This window comes from Paenibacillus sp. FSL P4-0127 (genome assembly GCF_038007325.1).
In the GTDB taxonomy this organism is placed as follows: Bacteria; Bacillota; Bacilli; order Paenibacillales; family Paenibacillaceae; genus Fontibacillus; species Fontibacillus macerans.
This window is the reverse complement of record NZ_JBBOWY010000001.1, coordinates 5119539-5139008: the sequence shown is the minus strand read 5'-3', so window position 1 is coordinate 5139008 and position 19470 is coordinate 5119539. Positions and strand designations below refer to the sequence as shown.

Here is a 19470-nt window from a genome sequence, read left to right as displayed (position 1 = left end):
TATCAAGTGTAAAGTGTTTTACAGATAATTACAATAATCATCTCGTTAGGCAATAATCATTTTGTTTCATTCTTCGAATTTTTAAGGGAGGCATAATCAAATGTTCAGAAAAAAACGCGGATTAAAAAGCATGTTTTGCGCGTTTGCCATTTGTCTGATCGCCGTTTCTCTGCTTGGCGGCTGCATGAACCGGGACGCAAAACACGCGGCGGCCGGCGAAGATCGTACTTTTATTTCGATTTTGGTACCGCTTCATTTTCCTCAGCCGCCCTCCAAAGATGTCGTAGCGGAAATCGAGCGGCTGACGGGGGTGCAGCTTGACCTTCGCTGGGTGCCGGAGGGCGTTTATACCGACAAGATGATGACCGGGCTGACGACCAATTCCTTGGCCAAAGTCAGCTTCGTGAAATTTTCCGATTACAATCTGGTCAAAAATGCGATTCGTTCGGACGTTTTCTGGGAAATCGGGCCGTTTTTGGAGGAGTTTCCGAACCTCGGCAAGCTTGAACGGAAGATTTTGGATCAGACTGCGGTGGACGGAAAAATATACGGATTATATACCGAGCGCCCCTCCTCGCGGCAAGGGGTTATTCTGCGCAAGGACTGGCTTGACCATCTCGGTTTAAAAGCGCCGCAGACGCTGGAAGACCTGTATGAGGTGATGAAGCAATTTACATATAACGATCCGGACGGGAACGGGAAGCAGGACACGCTGGGCGTCGTGGACCGCAATGATCTCGTGTACGGCATTTTCAAGACGTTAAGCTCTTATTTCGGGACGCCGAACAATTGGAAAATTGAGGATGGCCATGTCATCCCGGAATTTATGACGGACGAGTACATGGATACGATGAATTTTATGAAAAAGCTGTACGACGAGAAGCTGATCAATCAGGATTTTCCGCTTACGAGCAAAGAGATTCAACGCGACAAGTTCATTCGCGGCGAGGCGGGCGTATTTATCGGGAGCATGACCGACGTTCAGCGGCTGTCCATTGAAGCGCGGGCGATCAATCCGGACGCCGAATTTACGCTGGTCAACCGGATCAAAGGCCCGCACGGATACAAGGTCTGGTCGATTCCGAACTACAACGGGCTTTATTTGTTTTCCAAAAAGGCGATCCCTACGGAGGAAGAACTGCGGGAGGTGCTTGGCTTTTTTGACCGGACCATGGACAAGGATGTCGCCAATATAATGATGTACGGATTTGAGGGGAGACATTATTATACGGAAAACGGGAAAGTGGTCCTTCCGGAAGAGACTTCGCAGCTTCGGGTGTACGAGGTGAACCCGCTGTATTCGCTGCTCATTGCCGACATCAGCAACAAAAATATTATGGAGGTCGCCAAAAAAGAACAGCTGACCTATATTGCGGATCAGCTCAGTAAGGACAATGAATCGTTTCTGGCCCTTGACCCGACGGTTCAGCTCAATTCACCGACCTTTGATGAGAAAAACGCCGAGCTTTCCGCGATCATCGCGGATGCCACATACAATTACATCCTTGGCCACATCGATGCCGAAGGCTTCAAGCAGGAAATCGAACGCTGGCAACTTAGCGGCGGCGAAACGATTATCCGGGAATTCGAGGCTTCACTTGCAGAACAAAAGAGCGATATAAGATTGTTCAAAACAAGGCTATAGAATGACATGAAACATGACTTTGCTTTGGGAGGTACACAATGTGCGAAGAGAGACTGGATCGAATCGAGGATATGCTAACTCGACTGATCGGGATGGTTGGCAGGTCAATATCCACTGCTCCGGACGCTTTGCACGATTATCCCGTTTGATCCGGAAGCAAAAAGGAAGATAAATCAGGAGAAGAAAATAGGTTTGGGAGCAGCAGACATGCTCGAGATCGTTAGACAGTTTGTGAGAAAGAGGTTTGGAGAAGTGAAGCAGACCTCACGGGAGGAATGGAGCAAGACACCGGGAAAAATGAAAGGACCGTGATTAGCCCCCAACCTCTCCCCCTGAACAAGAGGGATAATCGTGAAAAGCAGCAGGCAGGGGTACCAAGACACAAACCTTGGTTTTGATTTAGCAAGGACCTTAGCTCCCGCTTGCCGGCGGAACTTAAGGTCCTTGTTGCTTCGTTTCACGGATGCCGTGCATGCATTTTCCATATCCAATCTAGCCACGGGCCTGAAGTCTGCTGCGTATGAGCTCTCTGTTTTCCCAAAGCTGTCTTCTGAGATTGGCTTTGGAGCCTTCCAGCAAAAAATGAGGGATGCCGTTGGCTTTGGCGATTTCCACACCGGCCCAGGTTGCTTCGTGCGAGGTCGCTGTAATCAATTTAAACAGGGCGTGGGATTTGCGCAGTTCCGCAAAGATTCGCTCCGGATGTTCTCCGTTTTCATGGACGAATTCCGCCCCGGTTTGTTTGACCACGGATTCAAACCATTTGGCTTGTCCTCCAATGACGGCGATTTTGCACCCCTGCAGGAACGGTTCACTTTCCGCGGCGCTTTTTTTCTTTTTCTCCGTATTCCGCTTTCCGGTTATGGCTTGTCCGCGTTCGCGGTTCATCTCGTCCCGGTTCCGGAACACTTTTGAAAGTCTGGCGCAGGTTCCGCCCGCGGCTACATTAAACAGGCAAGGATCGCCGTCAAAGGGGCGCTGGACCTCCAAATCTTTTTCATGTACGGGAAAACGGTTTTGCGGGTTTTGGATATCTACGCAGTAGTAGGCATGGTGTTCACCCAGTTCCACATATCCCCAATATTGCTCGATGGGCGCATGCGTGTCGTCCCCTTGAAACAGCACGGTGATATGCTGAAAGACGGAGCCGTCCGGCCTCTTTTGCGGTTCGCACTCAACCTCGGCCTCATGCTCCAACCCGACGGCGTTAACCACGGATTCCGTAACCGTAAAGGAATCGCCGTCTTCCAACTGGATATAACCGCCGTGTTCTTTGCGATAAAAGATCCCGGTCTTCTTGTTTGAGACCGTCGTCCGGTCCTGGACAATATCCTGCGCCGGGGCGGGCGGCTTCAAGCTGCTGGCCGCTTCCGCCTTGTAATCGGGTTCCTCCGGGTGAACGTGAAACTGTTCTTCAAGCCGATTGATGAGATCAAGCTTCAAGGAAATCTTTTTGCGGATGCGTATTTGTTCCGGCCCGGTCAGCGTGCCGCGGCGCTTTAGCGTTTCCATAAGCAGGAAGGCTTCCTCATGAAAATGCCGAACCAGCCGATCCCCACAGGCCGCGGGACTTTCCGCCAAACTGAGCCGCCTTTGCAACGCGTCTTGTTCTTTCCGGACGTTCTGCAGCGCCAGAGCGGCGTTTTTTTCGCTCTCGCGGGCCGCCTGTTGCCATTTTCTTGTTTCTTGCCGCTGCTTCTTTACATCATGCTCCAATTGGGAGTTTCTCTTCCGTTCGAACTCGTGACGCTGCCGAAGGCCGGCAAGCTCTTGTTCCAGTTCCGCTTTTGCCGCTTGAAGGGCGTTATTTTGGGCCAGCACACGCTGCAGATTTTCTTCCAGTGTCCGCAGTTCCTGCTTCAGTTTGGCGATGGTCCGTTCGGCTTGAACGCGGAGACCGCGTTCATGGTCGATTCTTTGCTTCTCTTCTTTGGCCAGCTCTTTCTTGTCCCGGGAAGGGGCCGGGGCAGGAGCAAGGGCCAGGCCGGATGGCAATTCTTGCTCCAGCTCCGCGATCCTTTGGGCGATAGCCGCCGATTCTTCGGGAAAAAAACGCAAAGCCCAATAGTAATGCCACGGCCCGTATTGCTCCTTTTTTTCTTGCTCCAATGCCAAAAACGATTCATCGGAAGCCGTATCATCCTCATAAAGGTCGCTTACGGACAATAGGATGTGCTGCAGTATTTTTAACTTTTCGTGGCGCTTCCCCGATTTCGCGCGAATGATATGGATGAGTCCTTCCATAGGGTAAGGTTTGTTCGTGGAACTCTTTCCTTTAATATTTAGCGATGATAGCAATCGCCGTTTCCGGGCATCGCTCATCTCGTGGAGAATACCGGAAAATTCCCGGATCGGAAGAGGGGCGGCCAATAATTTGACTATCGCGCCGCTAAACGGTTTGAATTCGGCTGCATCCATGCCGTTAAACGTTTTTCGTAACATTTCAACTCGCATATATTACCTCCTTTTTATTAGCGAAAGATTCGCGTCTATAGTACTTTATAGCTCCGGGGCTATACAAAAGTGATTGCTTATATTGTACATTATACTGTAATTTTTTTTATAATTTGATTAAAAAATATATTCCCATCATTCATCACCACGATAATCATTATTTCAGATATGCCCGTCGCGCCGGCCGTTATGAGGAAATGATTGTTTCCGGAATGCTCCGGCGGAATGTACTGTGAAGATGTAACCAATACATTTCATTTGGAGGTCAAAACGGTATGAAGAAAAAGTCTTTCACCCTCTTGTTGACCGCTCTTTTATCGCTAAGCGTCATGCTGGCCGGTTGTGGAAGCGGTAACAATGGAGGCGGCGCAGCCGCGACAGAACCGGGTTCGTCCACCGCGGCGAACGGAGAGAACCAATCCGCAGGGTCGGACAAACCGACGGAAATCACGATCATGCTTCCATTGAATACGTCCGAGACTCCTCCGGACACGATCAAAACCGAACTGGAGAAACTGACGAACACGAAGCTGACGTATCAGTTTTTCCCGGCCGACACTTATGAGGAAAAGCTGAATACCGCATTTGCAACAGGCTCTTTGCCGCAAGTGACCTACCTCAAAAACCAGACTACGTTTATTCAAATGAAAGAGGCGATCAAGGACGGGCAGTTTTGGGAAATCGGCCCTTATATGAGTGAATTCCCGAATCTGAACAAATTGAAGCCGGAAATTCTGAACAACACGAAAGTGGACGGCAAGCTGTATTCGCTATACATCGGCAGACCGCTTGCCCGCCAAGGCATCATTTACCGCAAGGACTGGGCGGACAAATTGGGGCTTAACGCGCCGGCCAATGTGGATGAATTGTTCGAAATGGCGAAGGCGTTCACCGAACAAGACCCGGACGGCAACGGCCAAAAGGATACGACGGGGATTGTCGACCGGAACGAATTGGTTTACGGGGCCTTTAAAACGGTATCCTCCTGGTTCGGCACGCCGAACAACTGGGGCGAGAAGGACGGTCAGCTCCAGCCGGAGTTCATGTTCCCGCAGTATATCGATACGATGGACTTTTTCAAAAAGCTTCGTGACAACGGTTACATCAACCAGGATTTTGCGGCCACGAGCAAAACCGATGCCGTCAATATGTTCACCAGCGGCAAGGCCGGACTTTATATCGGCGGGTCCATGCAGGATATCGATTCGATCCACAAGGATTTGATCAAAAACGCTCCAAATGCCGTGCTGGACACGCACAGTATGGTTGCCGGACCGGACGGAAAATTCGCCCAATGGATGATTCCGGGTTATAACAATATCGTCCTGTTCCCGAAATCCGCAGTAAAAAATGAGGAAGAGCTCAAGAAGATTCTGGCGTTCTTTGACAAGATGATGACCCCTGAAGTGGCCAATTTGATGTATTGGGGCATCGAAGGCACGCATTATACGGTAGTGGAAGGAAAAGCGCAAGCTGCGGAAAACAAGGAATTGATCGAACGCGAAGTGAAGCCGTTCAAGGACAGCGTCATCGGCGAGTTCGAAACGAACGGCATGTACGAAAGCTACAATACGCTGCCGGGGCGGATTCATGCCGAGGAATTAATCAAGGAAAATGTGAAGGTAGGCGTGCCTGACCCGACGGCGGCTCTCGACTCGCAAACCTATACGAATAAGGGAGTAGAGCTTCAGCAAATCATTACGGACGCCACGTACCAATATATCTATGGTCAAATCGACAAGGCCGGTTTTGAAAAAGCGGTGGAACAATGGAAGAGCCGCGGCGGATCGAAAATCATCGAGGAGTATAACGCATCCAAATAAAACGTAGGCCGAACAGGCAATGAGGCTGATGCTTCAATAAATAGGATGAACTAAAGAATGTGATGTTCATGAATTAAGAAGCAGAGAGGAAGAGACGCATGCAGGAAGCGACCGCTCCGTCCACTGTTACTCCCAAGGTCCAGCCTGGCAGCCGCCGCAAGACCGGCGAGCTCAGGAAGCGGCTGTGGAGAAACAAATGGCTGTATGTCATGCTGCTGCCGGGAGTGCTTTATTTTATCATTTTCAAATATTTGCCAATGTACGGGCTGATCATTTCTTTTCAGAATTACAAGCCTTATAACGGAATTATGGGCAGCGAATGGGTCGGTATGGAGCATTTCAAACGATTGTTTACCGAACCGGACTTCGCGAACATTTTGATGAACACGATCGTTTTGTTTGCCCTCAACCTGTTCATTTATTTTCCGGTGCCGATTATCTTGGCGTTAATGCTGAACGAGCTGCGGGGCAATTTTTTCAAACGGCTGTTTCAGACGCTTGTCTATTTGCCGCACTTCATGTCCTGGGTCATCATCGTTTCGATTACTTATGTCATGGTGACGATGGACGGCGGCATTATCAACGAACTGCTGGTTTATTTCGGATTTGAAAAAATCAATTTTTTGCTGAATCCCGGCTGGTTCAGGCCGATGTATATCCTCCAGGTCATTTGGAGGGAAGCGGGTTGGGGTACGATTATCTACCTGGCGGCCATTGCGGCCATCGATCCGGGACTGTATGAAGCGGCGCGGATCGATGGAGCCGGCAGAATGCGGCAGGTATGGCATATTACGCTTCCGGCGATCCGGGGCGTCATCATCACGCTGTTTATTCTGAAAATCGGCCATGTGCTTGACCTCGGGTTTGAGCACGTCTACCTGCTATTGAACTCGATGAACCGGCAGGTTGCGGAAATCATCGACACTTACGTATACACCGCCGGTTTGCGGCAGGGGCAGTATAGTTACAGTACGGCGATCGGGTTCTTTAAATCCGTGATCGGCCTGATCATGGTCGTGCTGGTTAACAAAGTAGCCAAAAAAATCGGGGAGGAAGGCGTCTACTAGAACGTGTTCAAGAAGTTAGGTTTATGGCTTCCTGAACCATCGTTTCAATATAGATGTGGAGGAGTTCATATGGTAGAAGACAGATCCATAAGCGGCAGAATATACGCTGCCATTAATTTTACGCTGCTGGCCATCGTTGCGCTCATTACGGTGCTTCCCTTCATCCATGTCGTGGCCGGTTCGTTTACGACCAACGCGGAGCTGGCAGCCAATAAATTTGTGCTGATCCCGAAGGTGTGGAGTTTGGAAGCTTACAAATTTATTTTTTCGACGAATACAATTTTCAGGGCGATGGGCGTTTCGGTTGGCGTTACTTTGATCGGTACGCTGTTCAGCATGCTGCTGACGGCGCTGATGGCTTACGCGCTGGCCCGCAAAGATCTCGACGGCCGTAAAACGCTCAATTTCCTCGTCGTCTTTACGATGTTGTTTAACGGCGGCTTGATCCCTACGTTTCTGGTCGTCAAGGAGCTCGGGATGATCGATACGTATGCCTCGCTCGTCGTACCGTCGGCGATCAGCGCTTTTAATATGATCATTCTTAAAAACTTCTTTCAGAACATTCCGGAAGGCCTGGAGGAATCCGCGCGGATCGACGGCTGCAGCGACTTCGGCATCCTGTTCAAAATCGTACTGCCGCTTTCGATGCCCGCAATCGCGACGATTTCCCTGTTTTATGCGGTGACGTACTGGAATACGTACATGTCGGCAATTTTGTACCTGAACGACAGCGTGAAATGGCCGATTCAGGTGCTGCTCCGGCAAATCGTCGTGCTGGCGAGCGGGCTGGATCACAGTTCCACCCTGGACGGTACGGTGCCGCCGCCGGATCAGACGATCAAGATGGCGGTCATCGTGGTCGCCACGGTGCCGATTCTGCTTGTGTATCCGTTTTTGCAGAAGCATTTCGCCAAAGGGGCCATGCTCGGCTCGATCAAAGGCTAAGAGGCCGCGTTATTCCGTGTACAGCGTGACATGGTGCGTTTTTTAACCCGCAAAACGATTCTAACGGTTGCCACAACCGCTATTTGTTCCAAAAACGTTGATTTCAAATTGTAACGGTTGCCATGGCGCTTATTTCACTGAAAACCGGTTGTGTTTGCCTGAACTAAGGAAATTAACGACGCTCGCAACCGTTAGAATTTAGCAAAGGCCTTTTTTCGTAAAATAGCCGCTGCTGCAACCGTTAAATTTACGGCGAGCGATAGTAACGGCTTGAAAACCTGAACTTTTGCGGAAAATCGGGAAAGTATGATTTTGAAGTGAAAGGAGCTTGGAAATGACAGTTCGTTGTCCGGACACACCGATCGAGTGGGCGAGGAAGGCCTGCGATTCGCTGATGGACGCTTACGCCGCCGGCAGCCTGCCGCCCGCGCACCGCTGGCATTACCATCAAGGCGTTTTCCTGTGCGGGATGGAGCTGCTTTGGGAAGCCGTTCAGGATGAGCGCTACATCTCGTATATTCAGGAGTATGTGGATGATCTGGTGGATGAGCGGGGCAATTTTTATTTTGCCAGGGATGAGCTGGACGCCGTGCAGGCGGGGCTGCTGCTGTTCAGGTTGTATGAACGGACCGGAGCGGCGAAATACCGGATCGCGGCGGATAAGCTGCGAAACCTGCTGCTGACTTTGAACAGAACGTCCGAAGGCGGTTATTGGCATAAGGATAAATATCCTTATCAAATGTGGCTTGACGGGCTTTATATGGCGGGGGTGTTCTCGCTGAAATACGCGAATGCGTTCGGGGATACGGGGCTCAGGGCAGAGGTGCTGCATCAGGAGAGACTGATGCGCAAACATATGAAGGACGAGCGGACCGGGCTGTTGTATCATGCCTGGGATGAGAGCCGGCGGATGCCATGGGCGGACCCGCAAACCGGATGTTCTCCGGAATTTTGGAGCAGGTCGCTCGGATGGTACGGCCTGGCCCTGGCGCAATTTCTTGAGCTGCTGCCTGACGATGAGCCCGGGAGGGATGAACTCGTTAACGCTTTACAAGGGTTCGTAAATGCCCTGATCCGGTATCAGGACCGGGAGAGCGGGTTATGGTACCAGGTCGTCGACAAGGGGGAGCGGCCCGAAAACTGGCTGGAAACGTCGGGCTCCTGCCTCTTTGTCTACACGATCGCCAAAGCGGTGCAGCGGGGAATCGCCGATGAAGAGGCCTTGAGCGCCGCCAAGAAAGGGTATGAAGGGCTGACCCGTGCGGTGGAGTGGGATGATGAGGGCCGGCTGGTGCTGCCGGGCATCTGTATCGGCACTTCGGCCGGTGATTACGACAATTACGTAACGCGCCCGAAAGTGAACAATGATTTGCATGGCGTCGGCGCGTTTGTGATGGCTTGCGTCGAAATGGAATCATTATTGAACAGATCGGAGAATGTGTATGTATAATATCGCCGATTATGGGGCCGTCAGAGACAGCGGGGTTTTGGCAACCCGGGCGATCGAAGCCGCCATCGCGGCCGCGAGCGAAGCGGGGGGAGGCACGGTGGTGGTTCCGGCCGGCACGTTCCTGACCGGAGCCATCTTCATGAGAAGCAATATCGAGCTGCGGCTTAGTCCCGGCGCGGTGTTGTCCTTCAGTACGGACCCAAACGATTATCCGGCCGTGGAGTCCAGATGGGAAGGGGTAAAAAGAGAGGTCCACGCCTCCTGCATTTACGGAGAGGATCTCGAAAACGTGTCCGTGACCGGAAGCGGCTGTCTGAACGGAAACGGGGAGCCGTGGTGGGATAAGCACAGAAACCGCCCGGAGGAGCTTAAGTTTCCGCGTCCGAAGCTGATCAGCTTTGACCGCTGCCGGAGGGTAAGCATCAAGGATGTAACTTTGGTCAACTCGCCGAGTTGGACGGTCAACCCGATTTGCTGCCGCGATGTGACGATCGACAATGTGTCGATTCTGAACCCCGCGGACTCGCCGAATACGGACGGCATCAACCCGGAGTCGTGCACGAATGTCCGCATCGGCAACTGCAATATCGATGTAGGGGACGACTGTATCGCCATCAAGGCGGGAACCGAGGATACGAAAGAGCGGATTCCGTGCGAAAATATTACCATCGTGAACTGCACGATGGTGCACGGGCATGGCGGGGTCGTGCTGGGCAGCGAGATGAGCGGGAATATCCGCAATGTGACGATAGCAAATTGCGTCTTCAAGCAAACGGACCGCGGCATCCGCCTGAAATCCCGGCGCGGCCGCGGCGGCGTCGTCGAAGATATCCGGATCAGCAATATCGTGATGGAAGACGTGATCTGCCCGTTCATTATGAATCTGTATTATTTCTGCGGACCGCGCGGCAAGGATAAATATGTTTGGGATAAAAATCCGTATCCTGTGACGGAGGAAACGCCGAACTTCCGGCGCATTCATTTTTCCGGGATCACGGCGCGCCAGGTTCACGCTTCCGCCGGGTTTCTGTACGGTCTTGCGGAGCGGTATATCTCCGAAATCACGTTCGATAACATCGACATTTCCATGGCGGAGGACGCCATTCCCGGACGCCCGGCGATGATGGCCGGCATCAGCGATATGGCGCGGCGCGGGTTCTATTTGGGGAATGTGCGGGACGTGCGGTTCAGCCGGGTAACGATTGAAAACCATGAAGGCCCGGCCTTTTACATTGAAAACGGGGATGACGTGGAAATTACGGATTGCCGGTCGAAAAATACCGCCAAGCCGGAAAAACTGGTGGAGCAGGTGACGCTCTCGTCCTTTGAATCTATATAGGATGCACTAAAGAATGTGATGCAGGCAAGGGAGTAAAATGATTCCGCAGAAACTGAAAGCTTTCTGAAAGAAAGCTGCATCGGAAGTATAACTTGCGGTCGCCTTTGTGAGCGGACGGAATAATTTGACCGGGGGGATTGGCAAACCATGCTGGTAGGAAAAGAATCGTTTTGCGATTACCGGACGATCGGGGAAGCGGTGGATGCGCTGGAGCGGGATGCCGCCATGCAGCCGGAAACCCTGTACATTTTGGCGGGACGATATGAAGAACAGGTGGTGATTTACCGCTCCCATCTTCGCATCGTCGGCATCGGGTACGTCGAAATCGCGATGAACCGGTATGCCAAGGAGCGGGATGAACACGGCGAGGAAATCGGGACGTTTGCCACGCCGACATTGTTTTTGGGCGGCAGCCATCTCGTTGTGGAGAATCTGACGATCTCGAACACGGCCGGGCAGGGCGAGCGGATAGGGCAGGCGGTGGCGGTGTATGCGCATTGCGACCAGGCAGTGTTCCGAAACTGTACGTTCAAAGGGCATCAGGATACGCTGTTCACGGGCCCGTTGCCCCCGGCGCCGCGGGAAAGGGCCGCGTTCGGCGGGATTCCGCTTAAGGAGCATCATGAGCATTACCGCCAGCACTATCAAAACTGCTATATCGAAGGGACGGTCGATTTCATCTTCGGCGGAGCGGCGGCGGTGTTCGAGGCTTGCGAAATCCGCAGCCTCGTTCATGAAGGCTGCGGCGTCGGCTATATAACGGCAGCGTCGACGCCGCAGGGGCAGCAGCACGGCTACGTCTTCCGCGATTGTTTTCTGACGGCGGAACCGGGCGTTCCTAAAGCTTCGGTATACTTGGGGCGCCCTTGGCGGGAGTATGCGCAAACCGTGTTTGTTGATTGCCTGATGGATGAACATATTCATCCTAAGGGCTGGGACAACTGGAACAATCCCGCCAACGAGGCGACGGTCCGGTATATGGAATTGGGGACAAGAAGCAAGGATGCCGCCCGGCTGCGCTCGTTGCGTGTTCCGTGGGCGGGATATGCGGAAGACACGGCGAAAGAATACGAGTATCGCCCGGAACATGTATTTTCGGGGACGGATTTTTGGCGGCAGGAAAGGCTTGATAGGTAAGCAAGCGGCCGATTGAACCGTGTTTGTTGCCGAAAGAGCGGAACCCGGGAGAAGACCGCAAAAAAACCGTGAAGACCCGACGAGGGCCCGACGAAACTCGACGAAGACCATCGAATAACCTTGAGTTAATCCGTTTTTTTGCGGGGGCCGGCGCCTCGTGAAGGGACCAACTGCCGAATCAACTGCAAAAGTACATCTGATTTCACGCAAATCCCCTTTTTTGAGTGAATGAAATGCAAGAATGCATCTGTTTTGGAGCTATTTGATAAAAAAGTATCTTTTGGGCGGAAATGAACTGCACTTTTGCATTTCGATGGGCCGTTTCGGGAGAATTTGACAAATATCGCATGTCCTTTTGCAGTTTGTGGAAATTCGGGGAATGCTCTGCCCCCTCCGGTCCTGTCGTAAACGGCAATGGTAAAACCGCCGGCCCACGAACCCGTAGCGCTTCGTACCATCATGCATCCACTAATACTCAGCACGCAACTCAGCACGCAACTCAGCTCGTAAATTTGCCTTCACGGTAATTTGCGGGCTTTTTTGCATGGCAAGGCGAATTTAAGCGATTTCAAAGTTATGTGAAAATGTATATTGACGTTATACAACGGCCATGGTACCATTTGACACAAAACTAACATGTCAGTTATAGCAAATAGCATGTTAGTATGTTAGTTGGCGTTGTTTTATTCCTAATTCAGTAGTGCTTCCGAAGCGAGTTTCTACGATGCCGTATTGAGGAAGCAATGCTCACAAAACTTTAAGGAGGGCATTTTGTGGATGCAGCCAATTTTGTAATCGGTTTCATGATGGTCCTGTCGTTTTTCGGACTCGTATGGTACTGCGTGAAGGGCTATAACCTCATGGTGGGCTTTTTTATCATGTCGGTATTATGGACGGCACTCGCCTTAATCGGTAACGCGATTTCCCCCACTGGTACGATGGAAGGGCAATCTTGGGTTTCCGTGCTGACGAATGTGTTTCAGACAGGACCCGAAAACTACGGTAAAGCTATCCTTGTAAACATTTTTTTCGGGGCTTTTTTCGGCAGAATTTTGATCGACACCGGGATCGCCGCGACGTTAATCCGCAAAGTAGTGGAACTGGGCGGAGACAAACCGCGAGTGACGATGTCGCTCCTATGTATTGTTACGGCCGTAATTTTTACCTCCATGACCGGGATCGGGCCGGTAATTTCCATTGCCGTCATCGTATTGCCGATCATGCTGTCGCTCGGCATTCCTTCGCCGATCGCCTTATTTTCCTTCATGGGCTCCATTATGGCCGGGATTTTCGGGAATATCGTCAACTTCAAACAGTATCAGGCGATCTTCGCCACCGCCAACGAAAGCTACGCCAGCTATGATTATAACGCCTACTTCACCTTCGGCATGATTGCGATGGCCGTCTCGCTGGTCGTTGTGCTCATTGTAGCCAATCTTTCCATGAACAAGAAGAAAATATCCCGCGCCTGGGCGGCAACGACGCCCGAAGAACAAAATTCCGGAGATGCGCCCGCCATTTCCTGGATTTCGATCATTCTTCCGGTGATCGGCGTGGTTGCGTTCAAAATTCCGATTATTTTCGGATTTATTGTTGCCGGCCTGTTCGCTTTGTGGACCTGCGGCAAGCTAAAGGGCGGATTTGCCGGCATTTGCCGCATGCTTTCAAAGCAGTTTGCCGACGGCGCGATCGATGTGGCGCCCATGATCGGCTTTTTGCTGACGCTCGCCATGTTCAACAACGCGGCTACATATGCTTCCCCTTATTTTAAAATTCTATTTGGCGGAGTGATGCCGCAGACGGCGCTTTTGCTATGCATCGTGTTTGCGGTTTTAACGCCGCTTGGCTTCTTCCGCGGGCCGATGAATCTGGTCGGGTCCGGGGCGGCCATTCTGGCCGTGGTTGTATCGACGGCCGCCTGGCCGGTGCAATTTTTGTATCCATTATTCGCCGTCACCACGGTTGCACCGCAGCACCTTGACGTTACCCAATCCTGGGTCGCCTGGGGATTCGGCTATACGAAGGTACCGGCCAGGGATTTCATGAAGATGTCCATCCCTTCAGGCTGGATTATTGGGATTATTCTATGCGCCGTCGTTTTTGTCATGTACGGTAATCTCGTATAAGGTTGGAGGATAAACATGGGCAGAGTAATTCGCATGGGGATTGATGTAGGAGGGACGCATACCAAAGCCGTGGCCATTGACAACGAAACCCACGAGATTATCGGCAAATCGTCGGTCAAAACGACGCATGACGATGCCAGGGGCGTGGCCGCCGGAGTAGTAAAATGTTTTCAAAACTGCTTGCAGGAAAATAACATCCGACCGGAGGATGTCGTTTTTGTGGCGCACAGTACGACGCAAGCAACCAACGCGCTGATCGAAGGCGATATCGCCCAGGTCGGCATTGTCGGGATGGGCAAAGGCGGATTCGAAGGTTTTTTGGCCAAAAGACAGACGAAACTAGCGAACATCGATTTGGGAAACAACAAAGCGATTCAAATTTTCAACAGCTTTATCAATGTCAAAAAAATGACGCAGGAAACCGTGCTGCAGGTCATCGAAGAGCTGGAAAGGATGGGGGCGCAGGTGATTGTTCCGTCCATGGCCTTTGGCGTCGACAACGGCAGACCCGAGCAGCTCGTGTATGAAGAAGCGGAGAAAAAAGGCCTCCCCACCACGATGGCGTCGGATATTACGAAGTTGTACGGACTGACCCGCAGAACAAGAACGGCGGCGATCAACGCCAGTATTTTACCCAAAATGCTGGACACGGCAAATTCAACGGAGCGGTCCGTAAGGGAAGCCGGCGTCTACGTGCCTCTAATGATTATGCGCGGCGACGGCGGCGTGATGGAAATCGGAGAAATGAAGAAACGCCCGATTCTTACGATGCTTTCCGGTCCGGCCGCTTCGGTGATGGGCTCTTTGATGTATTTGCGCGCCTCCAACGGCGTGTATTTTGAGGTCGGCGGCACGACAACCAATATCGGGGTTATCAAAAACGGGCGGCCGGCGATCGATTACTCGATCGTCGGCGGTCACCCCACCTATGTCAATTCGCTGGATGTGCGGGTGCTTGGCGTGGCCGGGGGTTCGATGGTCCGCGCGGCCAAAACCGGAGTCATCGATGTCGGACCGAGATCCGCGCATATTGCCGGCCTCGATTATGCGGTGTTTACCGACCCGGCCAAAATCAAGGGGGCCAAGGTGGAATTTTTCTCGCCAAAACCGGGTGATCCGGCGGATTATGTGGCGATCCGGCTGGAGAACGGCGAACGGGTGACGATCACGAATTCCTGCGCGGCCAATGTGCTGGGACTGGTGAAGGAAGAGCATTTTTCCTACGGCAATGCGGAAGCGGCAAGAAAGGCGATGCAGGCGCTGGCTGATTATTGCGGGACGACGGTGGAAGATATCGCGGGGCAGATTATGGAGAAGGCGTACGCCAAAATCGAACCGGTTATTTTGGCGCTGGCGGACAAATACAAGCTGGAGAAGGATCAGATCTCTTTGGTGGGGGTCGGGGGCGGAGCGGCTTCGCTGATCGTGTATTTTGCGGAAAAGATGGGACTAAAGTACAGCATCCCCGAAAATGCCGAGGTCATTTCCTCGATCGGCGTCGCCCTGGCCATGGTCAGGGACGTGGTGGAGCGGATCATCCCGTCGCCTTCCAAGGAGGACATCAGCGCGATTAAAATGGAAGCGATGAATAAAGCCATCCAAAGCGGGGCAACGCCGGAAAGCGTGGAAATCCATATCGATATCGATCCGCAAACCTCCAAGGTCACCGCGATTGCCACCGGTTCCACTGAGGTCAAAACCAACGAGCTGCTAAAGGAATGCAGCGAAGCGGAACTGAAGGAAATCGCCGCAGGCGACATGCGGATTTCCGCTGAGCGGACAGAGTTGCTGGAGAAAACCAGATACTTTTATATTTTTGGCGAAAAGGTTGAAAAAGCGGGAGACGCCGTGGCCGTCCGTATCCTGGACAGCAAAGGCTTCATTAAAATTCAGCGCGGCCGGGCCATGGCGATCAAGACAACCGCCGGAGCATATCTCAAAGCCGTGGAACAACTGTGGGAAGCGATGGCCGTTTATAAAACGGAGCTCATTGCCAGACCGGACTTTTATCTGTGCATCGGCGCGCGCGTTATGGATTTTACCGCATCCGATTTCGCACAGTTGGAACTGTTGATGGATATTGAAGTGTCCACCTTTGAACCCGAGACCGAGATCATCGTGGTCGCCGCCAATATCAAGCAGAGTTGAAAACGGTGGAAAACGGAAGGGGAACGGAGGGAGCATGGGGGAGCCAAGCAAATTGGGAGATATGCTCTGGGCGCTGCTCAGGGTGAATGATGAAACGTGGGGACGGTATGCTTTTTCGAGGGATCTTTTAAACCAGCGTATACGGCCGCAGCAAAAAGCGGAGCTGATTGCGGGGGCGGTTTCTTGCGGCAAACAATATGCCAGGCGGATCAGCGGGGAGTATGGATGTGCGGATGTACGTTTGCTTGCCGAAAGGTTGAAGCTCCGGATCGAGTTCCAGGATGCTTCCGTGACGGGAAAACGGATTCTGTTTGCCTGCTATACCCCGCCTGACAAAGTAACAATAATGGTGGAACCCGTGCGCAAGGCGGCGCGGCTGGTGTCCGGGGAAGCTCCGGGCTTGGTTGATCTATTTCGGCAAGATGATATAATGAATACTATCCTGGGGCATGAAATTTTTCATGTTGTGGAAGAGCGGTTTGAGCCGGAAATTTATACGCGGACCGAAAAAGTCGTATTGTGGAATTTGCTTGGGCTTAAACACCGCTCTACGATCCGCGCTTTGAGCGAAATCGGCGCCATGGCGTTTACCCGGGAGCTGAACGGACTAAATTACTCCCCGTTTATTCTGGATTTTCTTTTGTACTTCAGTTACGATTCTTCCGGCGCGGAAACCATATATCGTGACGTTTTAGGAGTGGGTTCGGGAAGGTGTAGGGAAACCGTTGAAGATAATAAATAACAGCAGTTCATTAAATGACGTAACTTACAATAAAATCAAAGAAGATATTATGAATATGACGTTGGAGCCGGGCATGGACGTTAGCGTTCAGAAGTTGTCCGAACGTTACGGCGTCAGCAGGACGCCGGTGCGGGAAGCCGTCGTGCGCCTGCAGCAGTCGGGACTTGTGGAAATCTATCCCCAGCGCAAAACGGTGGTTTCCAAAATCGATTTGCAGCGGGTACGCGAGGAATGGTTTATTCGCACATCGCTGGAATCCGCCGTGGTGGATGAATTTATCCGCAAGTGCAGTGAGCTGGTGGCGGACACGATGCAGGAATTGATCAACAAGCAGAAGAAATACACGGACAAAAAGTATTTTATCGAGTTTTACCATAAGGACAATCGTTTTCACCAGCTTATTTTTGAGACGGCCGGAGAATCGCTTGCCTGGAATACGATTGAAACGGTAGCTTCCCATTACAATCGCATTTGTCTGTTGTACGGCAAGATGGAGGGCGCTCTGCCATCCCATATCCGTCAGCATGAGAACATGGTCGCGGCCATTCGCCGCCGCGATGCGGAAGCCCTGCGCCAAGCCGTGAAGGAGCATTCGGGCAGCCTGTTGGAGCAGGTGAACAGCATGGCCAAGCAATACCCGCAGTTTTTCTGAATCCTAGAATGAAGAAGCTCCCCTAGAATCAAGGAACCGCCATTGTATGTGAATGGCGGTTTTTTTAACGTTATCAAATTTCCGGTCAGGCAGAGGCCGATGAGGCGGGTAGAGAAGCGAGGAGAACTCGAGGAGAAGCGAGGAGAAGAGAGGAGAGGAGGGAGCTGGAGGCTAAGGGGCTCCATAGAGCCGTTATTTTCGGAAAAACGGAGGTTTGCAAAATTTAACGGACCCATATGACCTTATTTCACTCGAATCGGTCCGGATGACCTGGTTTTCAGCTAGATAGAGACATGTGGGGCCGTTAGGCCGGGAAATACCCGGGGAATGGGCGGATAAGGTCGCTGGAGTCCGTTAGGGCAGCTTCCACAGATTCGAAAGTGCCGAAGTTCTCGGTGCCCCTGCTCATGCAAGAAGGGGAAGGATTCTCGTAGTAGAACCGAAGAGGAAATCCCAACACTCCTGCGCAACCAGCGTATGGGTGTACACGACAAAGAGCCTCGCCAAAGGGAACGCTTTTCTAAGTTAGCTGAATCAACCGCAGGAGCAACTGATCAAATGCAAAAGTGCATTTGATTTCAGACAAAATTCCCTTTATGAGCGGATGAAATGCAAAAATGCATTTGAAAATCGTCGAATTGATCAAAAAGTATCTTTTGAGAGGAAATGAACTGCACATTTGCATTTGAGCTGCCCACATTGAGGAGTTTCGACAAAAGTCGCATGCACTTTTGCATTTCGCCGGATATCCTGCCCTGGGGCAAAGGCGCCAGCTCAAGGGAAACCCCCGGCCCATGAACGCGGCGAGCCCTCCGGTTCGTGCCAACCTTGCCGGTCTCGCCAACCTTGCCGGTCTCGCCTACCGTGCCGGCCTCGTCTATCGTGCTGGCCAGCCCGCCGCGCCAGCCTCGCCCACCGCGTCTACCGTGCCAGTCTCGCCAGCCGCGCCTACCGTGCGGGCCGCGCTTACCTAGCCGGTCTCACCTACCGCGCCTACCCCGCTTCGCTTGCTTTACCGGCCAGCGCTGCTTTTTTCCCCGCCAACTGCTTCAGGTTGTCCAGGTTGACGAGCGCGATTCCGCCGATAATCGTAAGCCCGCCGATCACGGACACGAAAGAAAGCGGCTCATGGTAGAGCAGCACGCCCAGGGTAAGGGCGATCAACGGCGAGATATAAAGCCAGGTCGCCGGGAACACGGGATTCGTTTTGGCGACAAGCCAGTAGTATATCGTATGGCCCATCATGGAGCCGGCCACGATCAAGTACAGCAGCGGCAGCAGCGCATTTGGCGCCAGCATGGACCCGATGTTGATGTTTTCCGTAAACAGCGACAAAACCAGCAGCAGCGCCCCGCCATGCATCATCTGCGCCGCGTTCAAGGCGATCGGCGAAGTATCCTCAAACCGCCGGATGACGCGGCGGGAATAGACGGTCCCGGCCGCGTAAAAAGTCTCGCCGAACAAAACGGCGGCGCAGGCGAGCAGCCAGAGCGGGCTTAGCGCAACCGTCAGATCGGGCAGCAGCAGCAGGATCACTCCGGCGAACCCGGTAAGGCAGCCTGCCCAGGAGCTGCGGGCCAGCTTGCGTCCGGAGATGCGGGTCTCCAGCAGCAGAATCATCAGCGGCCCCGTCGCCGACAATACCGCGGCAATGCCTGAGCTCAAATACTGCTCCGCCCAATACAACGGGGCAAACACGCCGAAGGTGAGCCCGGCTCCGGTTAGAAACATCTCCTTGCGGAACAGCAGCGACAACTGCGCTTTCTTTTTCCACGCCATCCATACAAACAGGACGCAGCCCGCCAGAAAAAAGCGAATCCCCGCCGAGAAAAAAGGCGGCGCCCCGGCATCAACCCCCACTTTAATGGCCAAAAAGGTCGTCCCGAAAATGAGACACATCACGATGTAATTCAGTAAAACCATATTCATTCCTCCTGTCGTT

General features: G+C 52.4%; 13 protein-coding genes. 11 read left to right on the top strand and 2 right to left on the bottom strand.

Translation table 11 applies throughout. The features are described from left to right. The first annotated feature begins 100 nt into the window (after nt 1–100). A complete protein-coding gene (locus NYE74_RS23050) occupies nt 101–1645 on the top strand; it encodes an extracellular solute-binding protein (RefSeq protein WP_051985526.1) in 1545 nt (514 codons plus the stop codon). A 492-nt stretch (nt 1646–2137) separates the two neighbouring features. Here NYE74_RS23050 and NYE74_RS23045 read toward each other — a convergent pair whose 3' ends face one another. Further along, nucleotides 2138–4099 (bottom strand): hypothetical protein, encoded by a 1962-nt coding sequence (locus NYE74_RS23045; protein ID WP_124332854.1) that lies wholly within the window; start codon nt 4097–4099, stop codon nt 2138–2140. A 275-nt stretch (nt 4100–4374) separates the two neighbouring features. Here NYE74_RS23045 and NYE74_RS23040 point away from each other — a divergent pair, with 275 nt between their 5' ends. From NYE74_RS23040 to NYE74_RS22995, 10 genes are all read left to right on the top strand, one after another. Continuing rightward, entirely contained in the window at nt 4375–5922 is a 1548-nt protein-coding gene (locus NYE74_RS23040; protein ID WP_036623925.1) for an extracellular solute-binding protein, read from the top strand. A 98-nt stretch (nt 5923–6020) separates the two neighbouring features. Then, complete coding sequence (locus tag NYE74_RS23035) at nt 6021–6989, top strand: ABC transporter permease (RefSeq protein WP_036623924.1); 969 nt, start codon at nt 6021–6023, stop codon at nt 6987–6989. A gap of 69 nt (nt 6990–7058) precedes the next feature. Then, nucleotides 7059–7934: a carbohydrate ABC transporter permease gene (locus NYE74_RS23030; protein ID WP_036623923.1), complete on the top strand. Its 876-nt coding sequence runs from the start codon at nt 7059–7061 to the stop codon at nt 7932–7934. Between the two features lie 334 nt (nt 7935–8268). Next, nucleotides 8269–9384, top strand: coding sequence for a glycoside hydrolase family 88/105 protein (locus NYE74_RS23025; RefSeq protein WP_316560745.1), 1116 nt, complete (start codon nt 8269–8271; stop codon nt 9382–9384). Then, nucleotides 9371–10723, top strand: coding sequence for a glycoside hydrolase family 28 protein (locus tag NYE74_RS23020; RefSeq protein WP_155619893.1), 1353 nt, complete (start codon nt 9371–9373; stop codon nt 10721–10723). The genes NYE74_RS23025 and NYE74_RS23020 overlap by 14 nt, the downstream gene beginning before the upstream one ends. A 147-nt stretch (nt 10724–10870) precedes the next feature. Beyond that, a complete protein-coding gene (locus NYE74_RS23015; protein WP_036623919.1) occupies nt 10871–11860 on the top strand; it encodes a pectinesterase family protein in 990 nt (329 codons plus the stop codon). Between the two features lie 773 nt (nt 11861–12633). Then, the gene (locus NYE74_RS23010) at nt 12634–13986 is read left to right on the top strand and encodes a citrate transporter (protein ID WP_213510780.1); all 1353 of its coding nucleotides are present in this window, start codon (nt 12634–12636) and stop codon (nt 13984–13986) included. 15 nt (nt 13987–14001) lie between these two features. Further along, on the top strand, nt 14002–16134 hold the full coding sequence (locus tag NYE74_RS23005) for a hydantoinase/oxoprolinase family protein (protein WP_124332855.1): 2133 nt from the start codon (nt 14002–14004) through the stop codon (nt 16132–16134). A 34-nt stretch (nt 16135–16168) separates the two neighbouring features. After that, nucleotides 16169–16876 carry a hypothetical protein gene (locus NYE74_RS23000; RefSeq protein ID WP_036623917.1) on the top strand — a complete coding sequence of 236 codons (708 nt, stop codon included), beginning with the start codon at nt 16169–16171 and terminating at the stop codon, nt 16874–16876. Then, entirely contained in the window at nt 16860–17528 is a 669-nt protein-coding gene (locus NYE74_RS22995; protein ID WP_036623916.1) for a GntR family transcriptional regulator, read from the top strand. Before NYE74_RS23000 ends, NYE74_RS22995 begins: the two co-directional genes overlap by 17 nt. Nucleotides 17529–18521: 993 nt before the next feature. Here the strand turns inward: NYE74_RS22995 and NYE74_RS22990 are convergent. Then, entirely contained in the window at nt 18522–19451 is a 930-nt protein-coding gene (locus NYE74_RS22990; protein WP_036623914.1) for a DMT family transporter, read from the bottom strand. Nucleotides 19452–19470 lie beyond the last annotated feature (19 nt).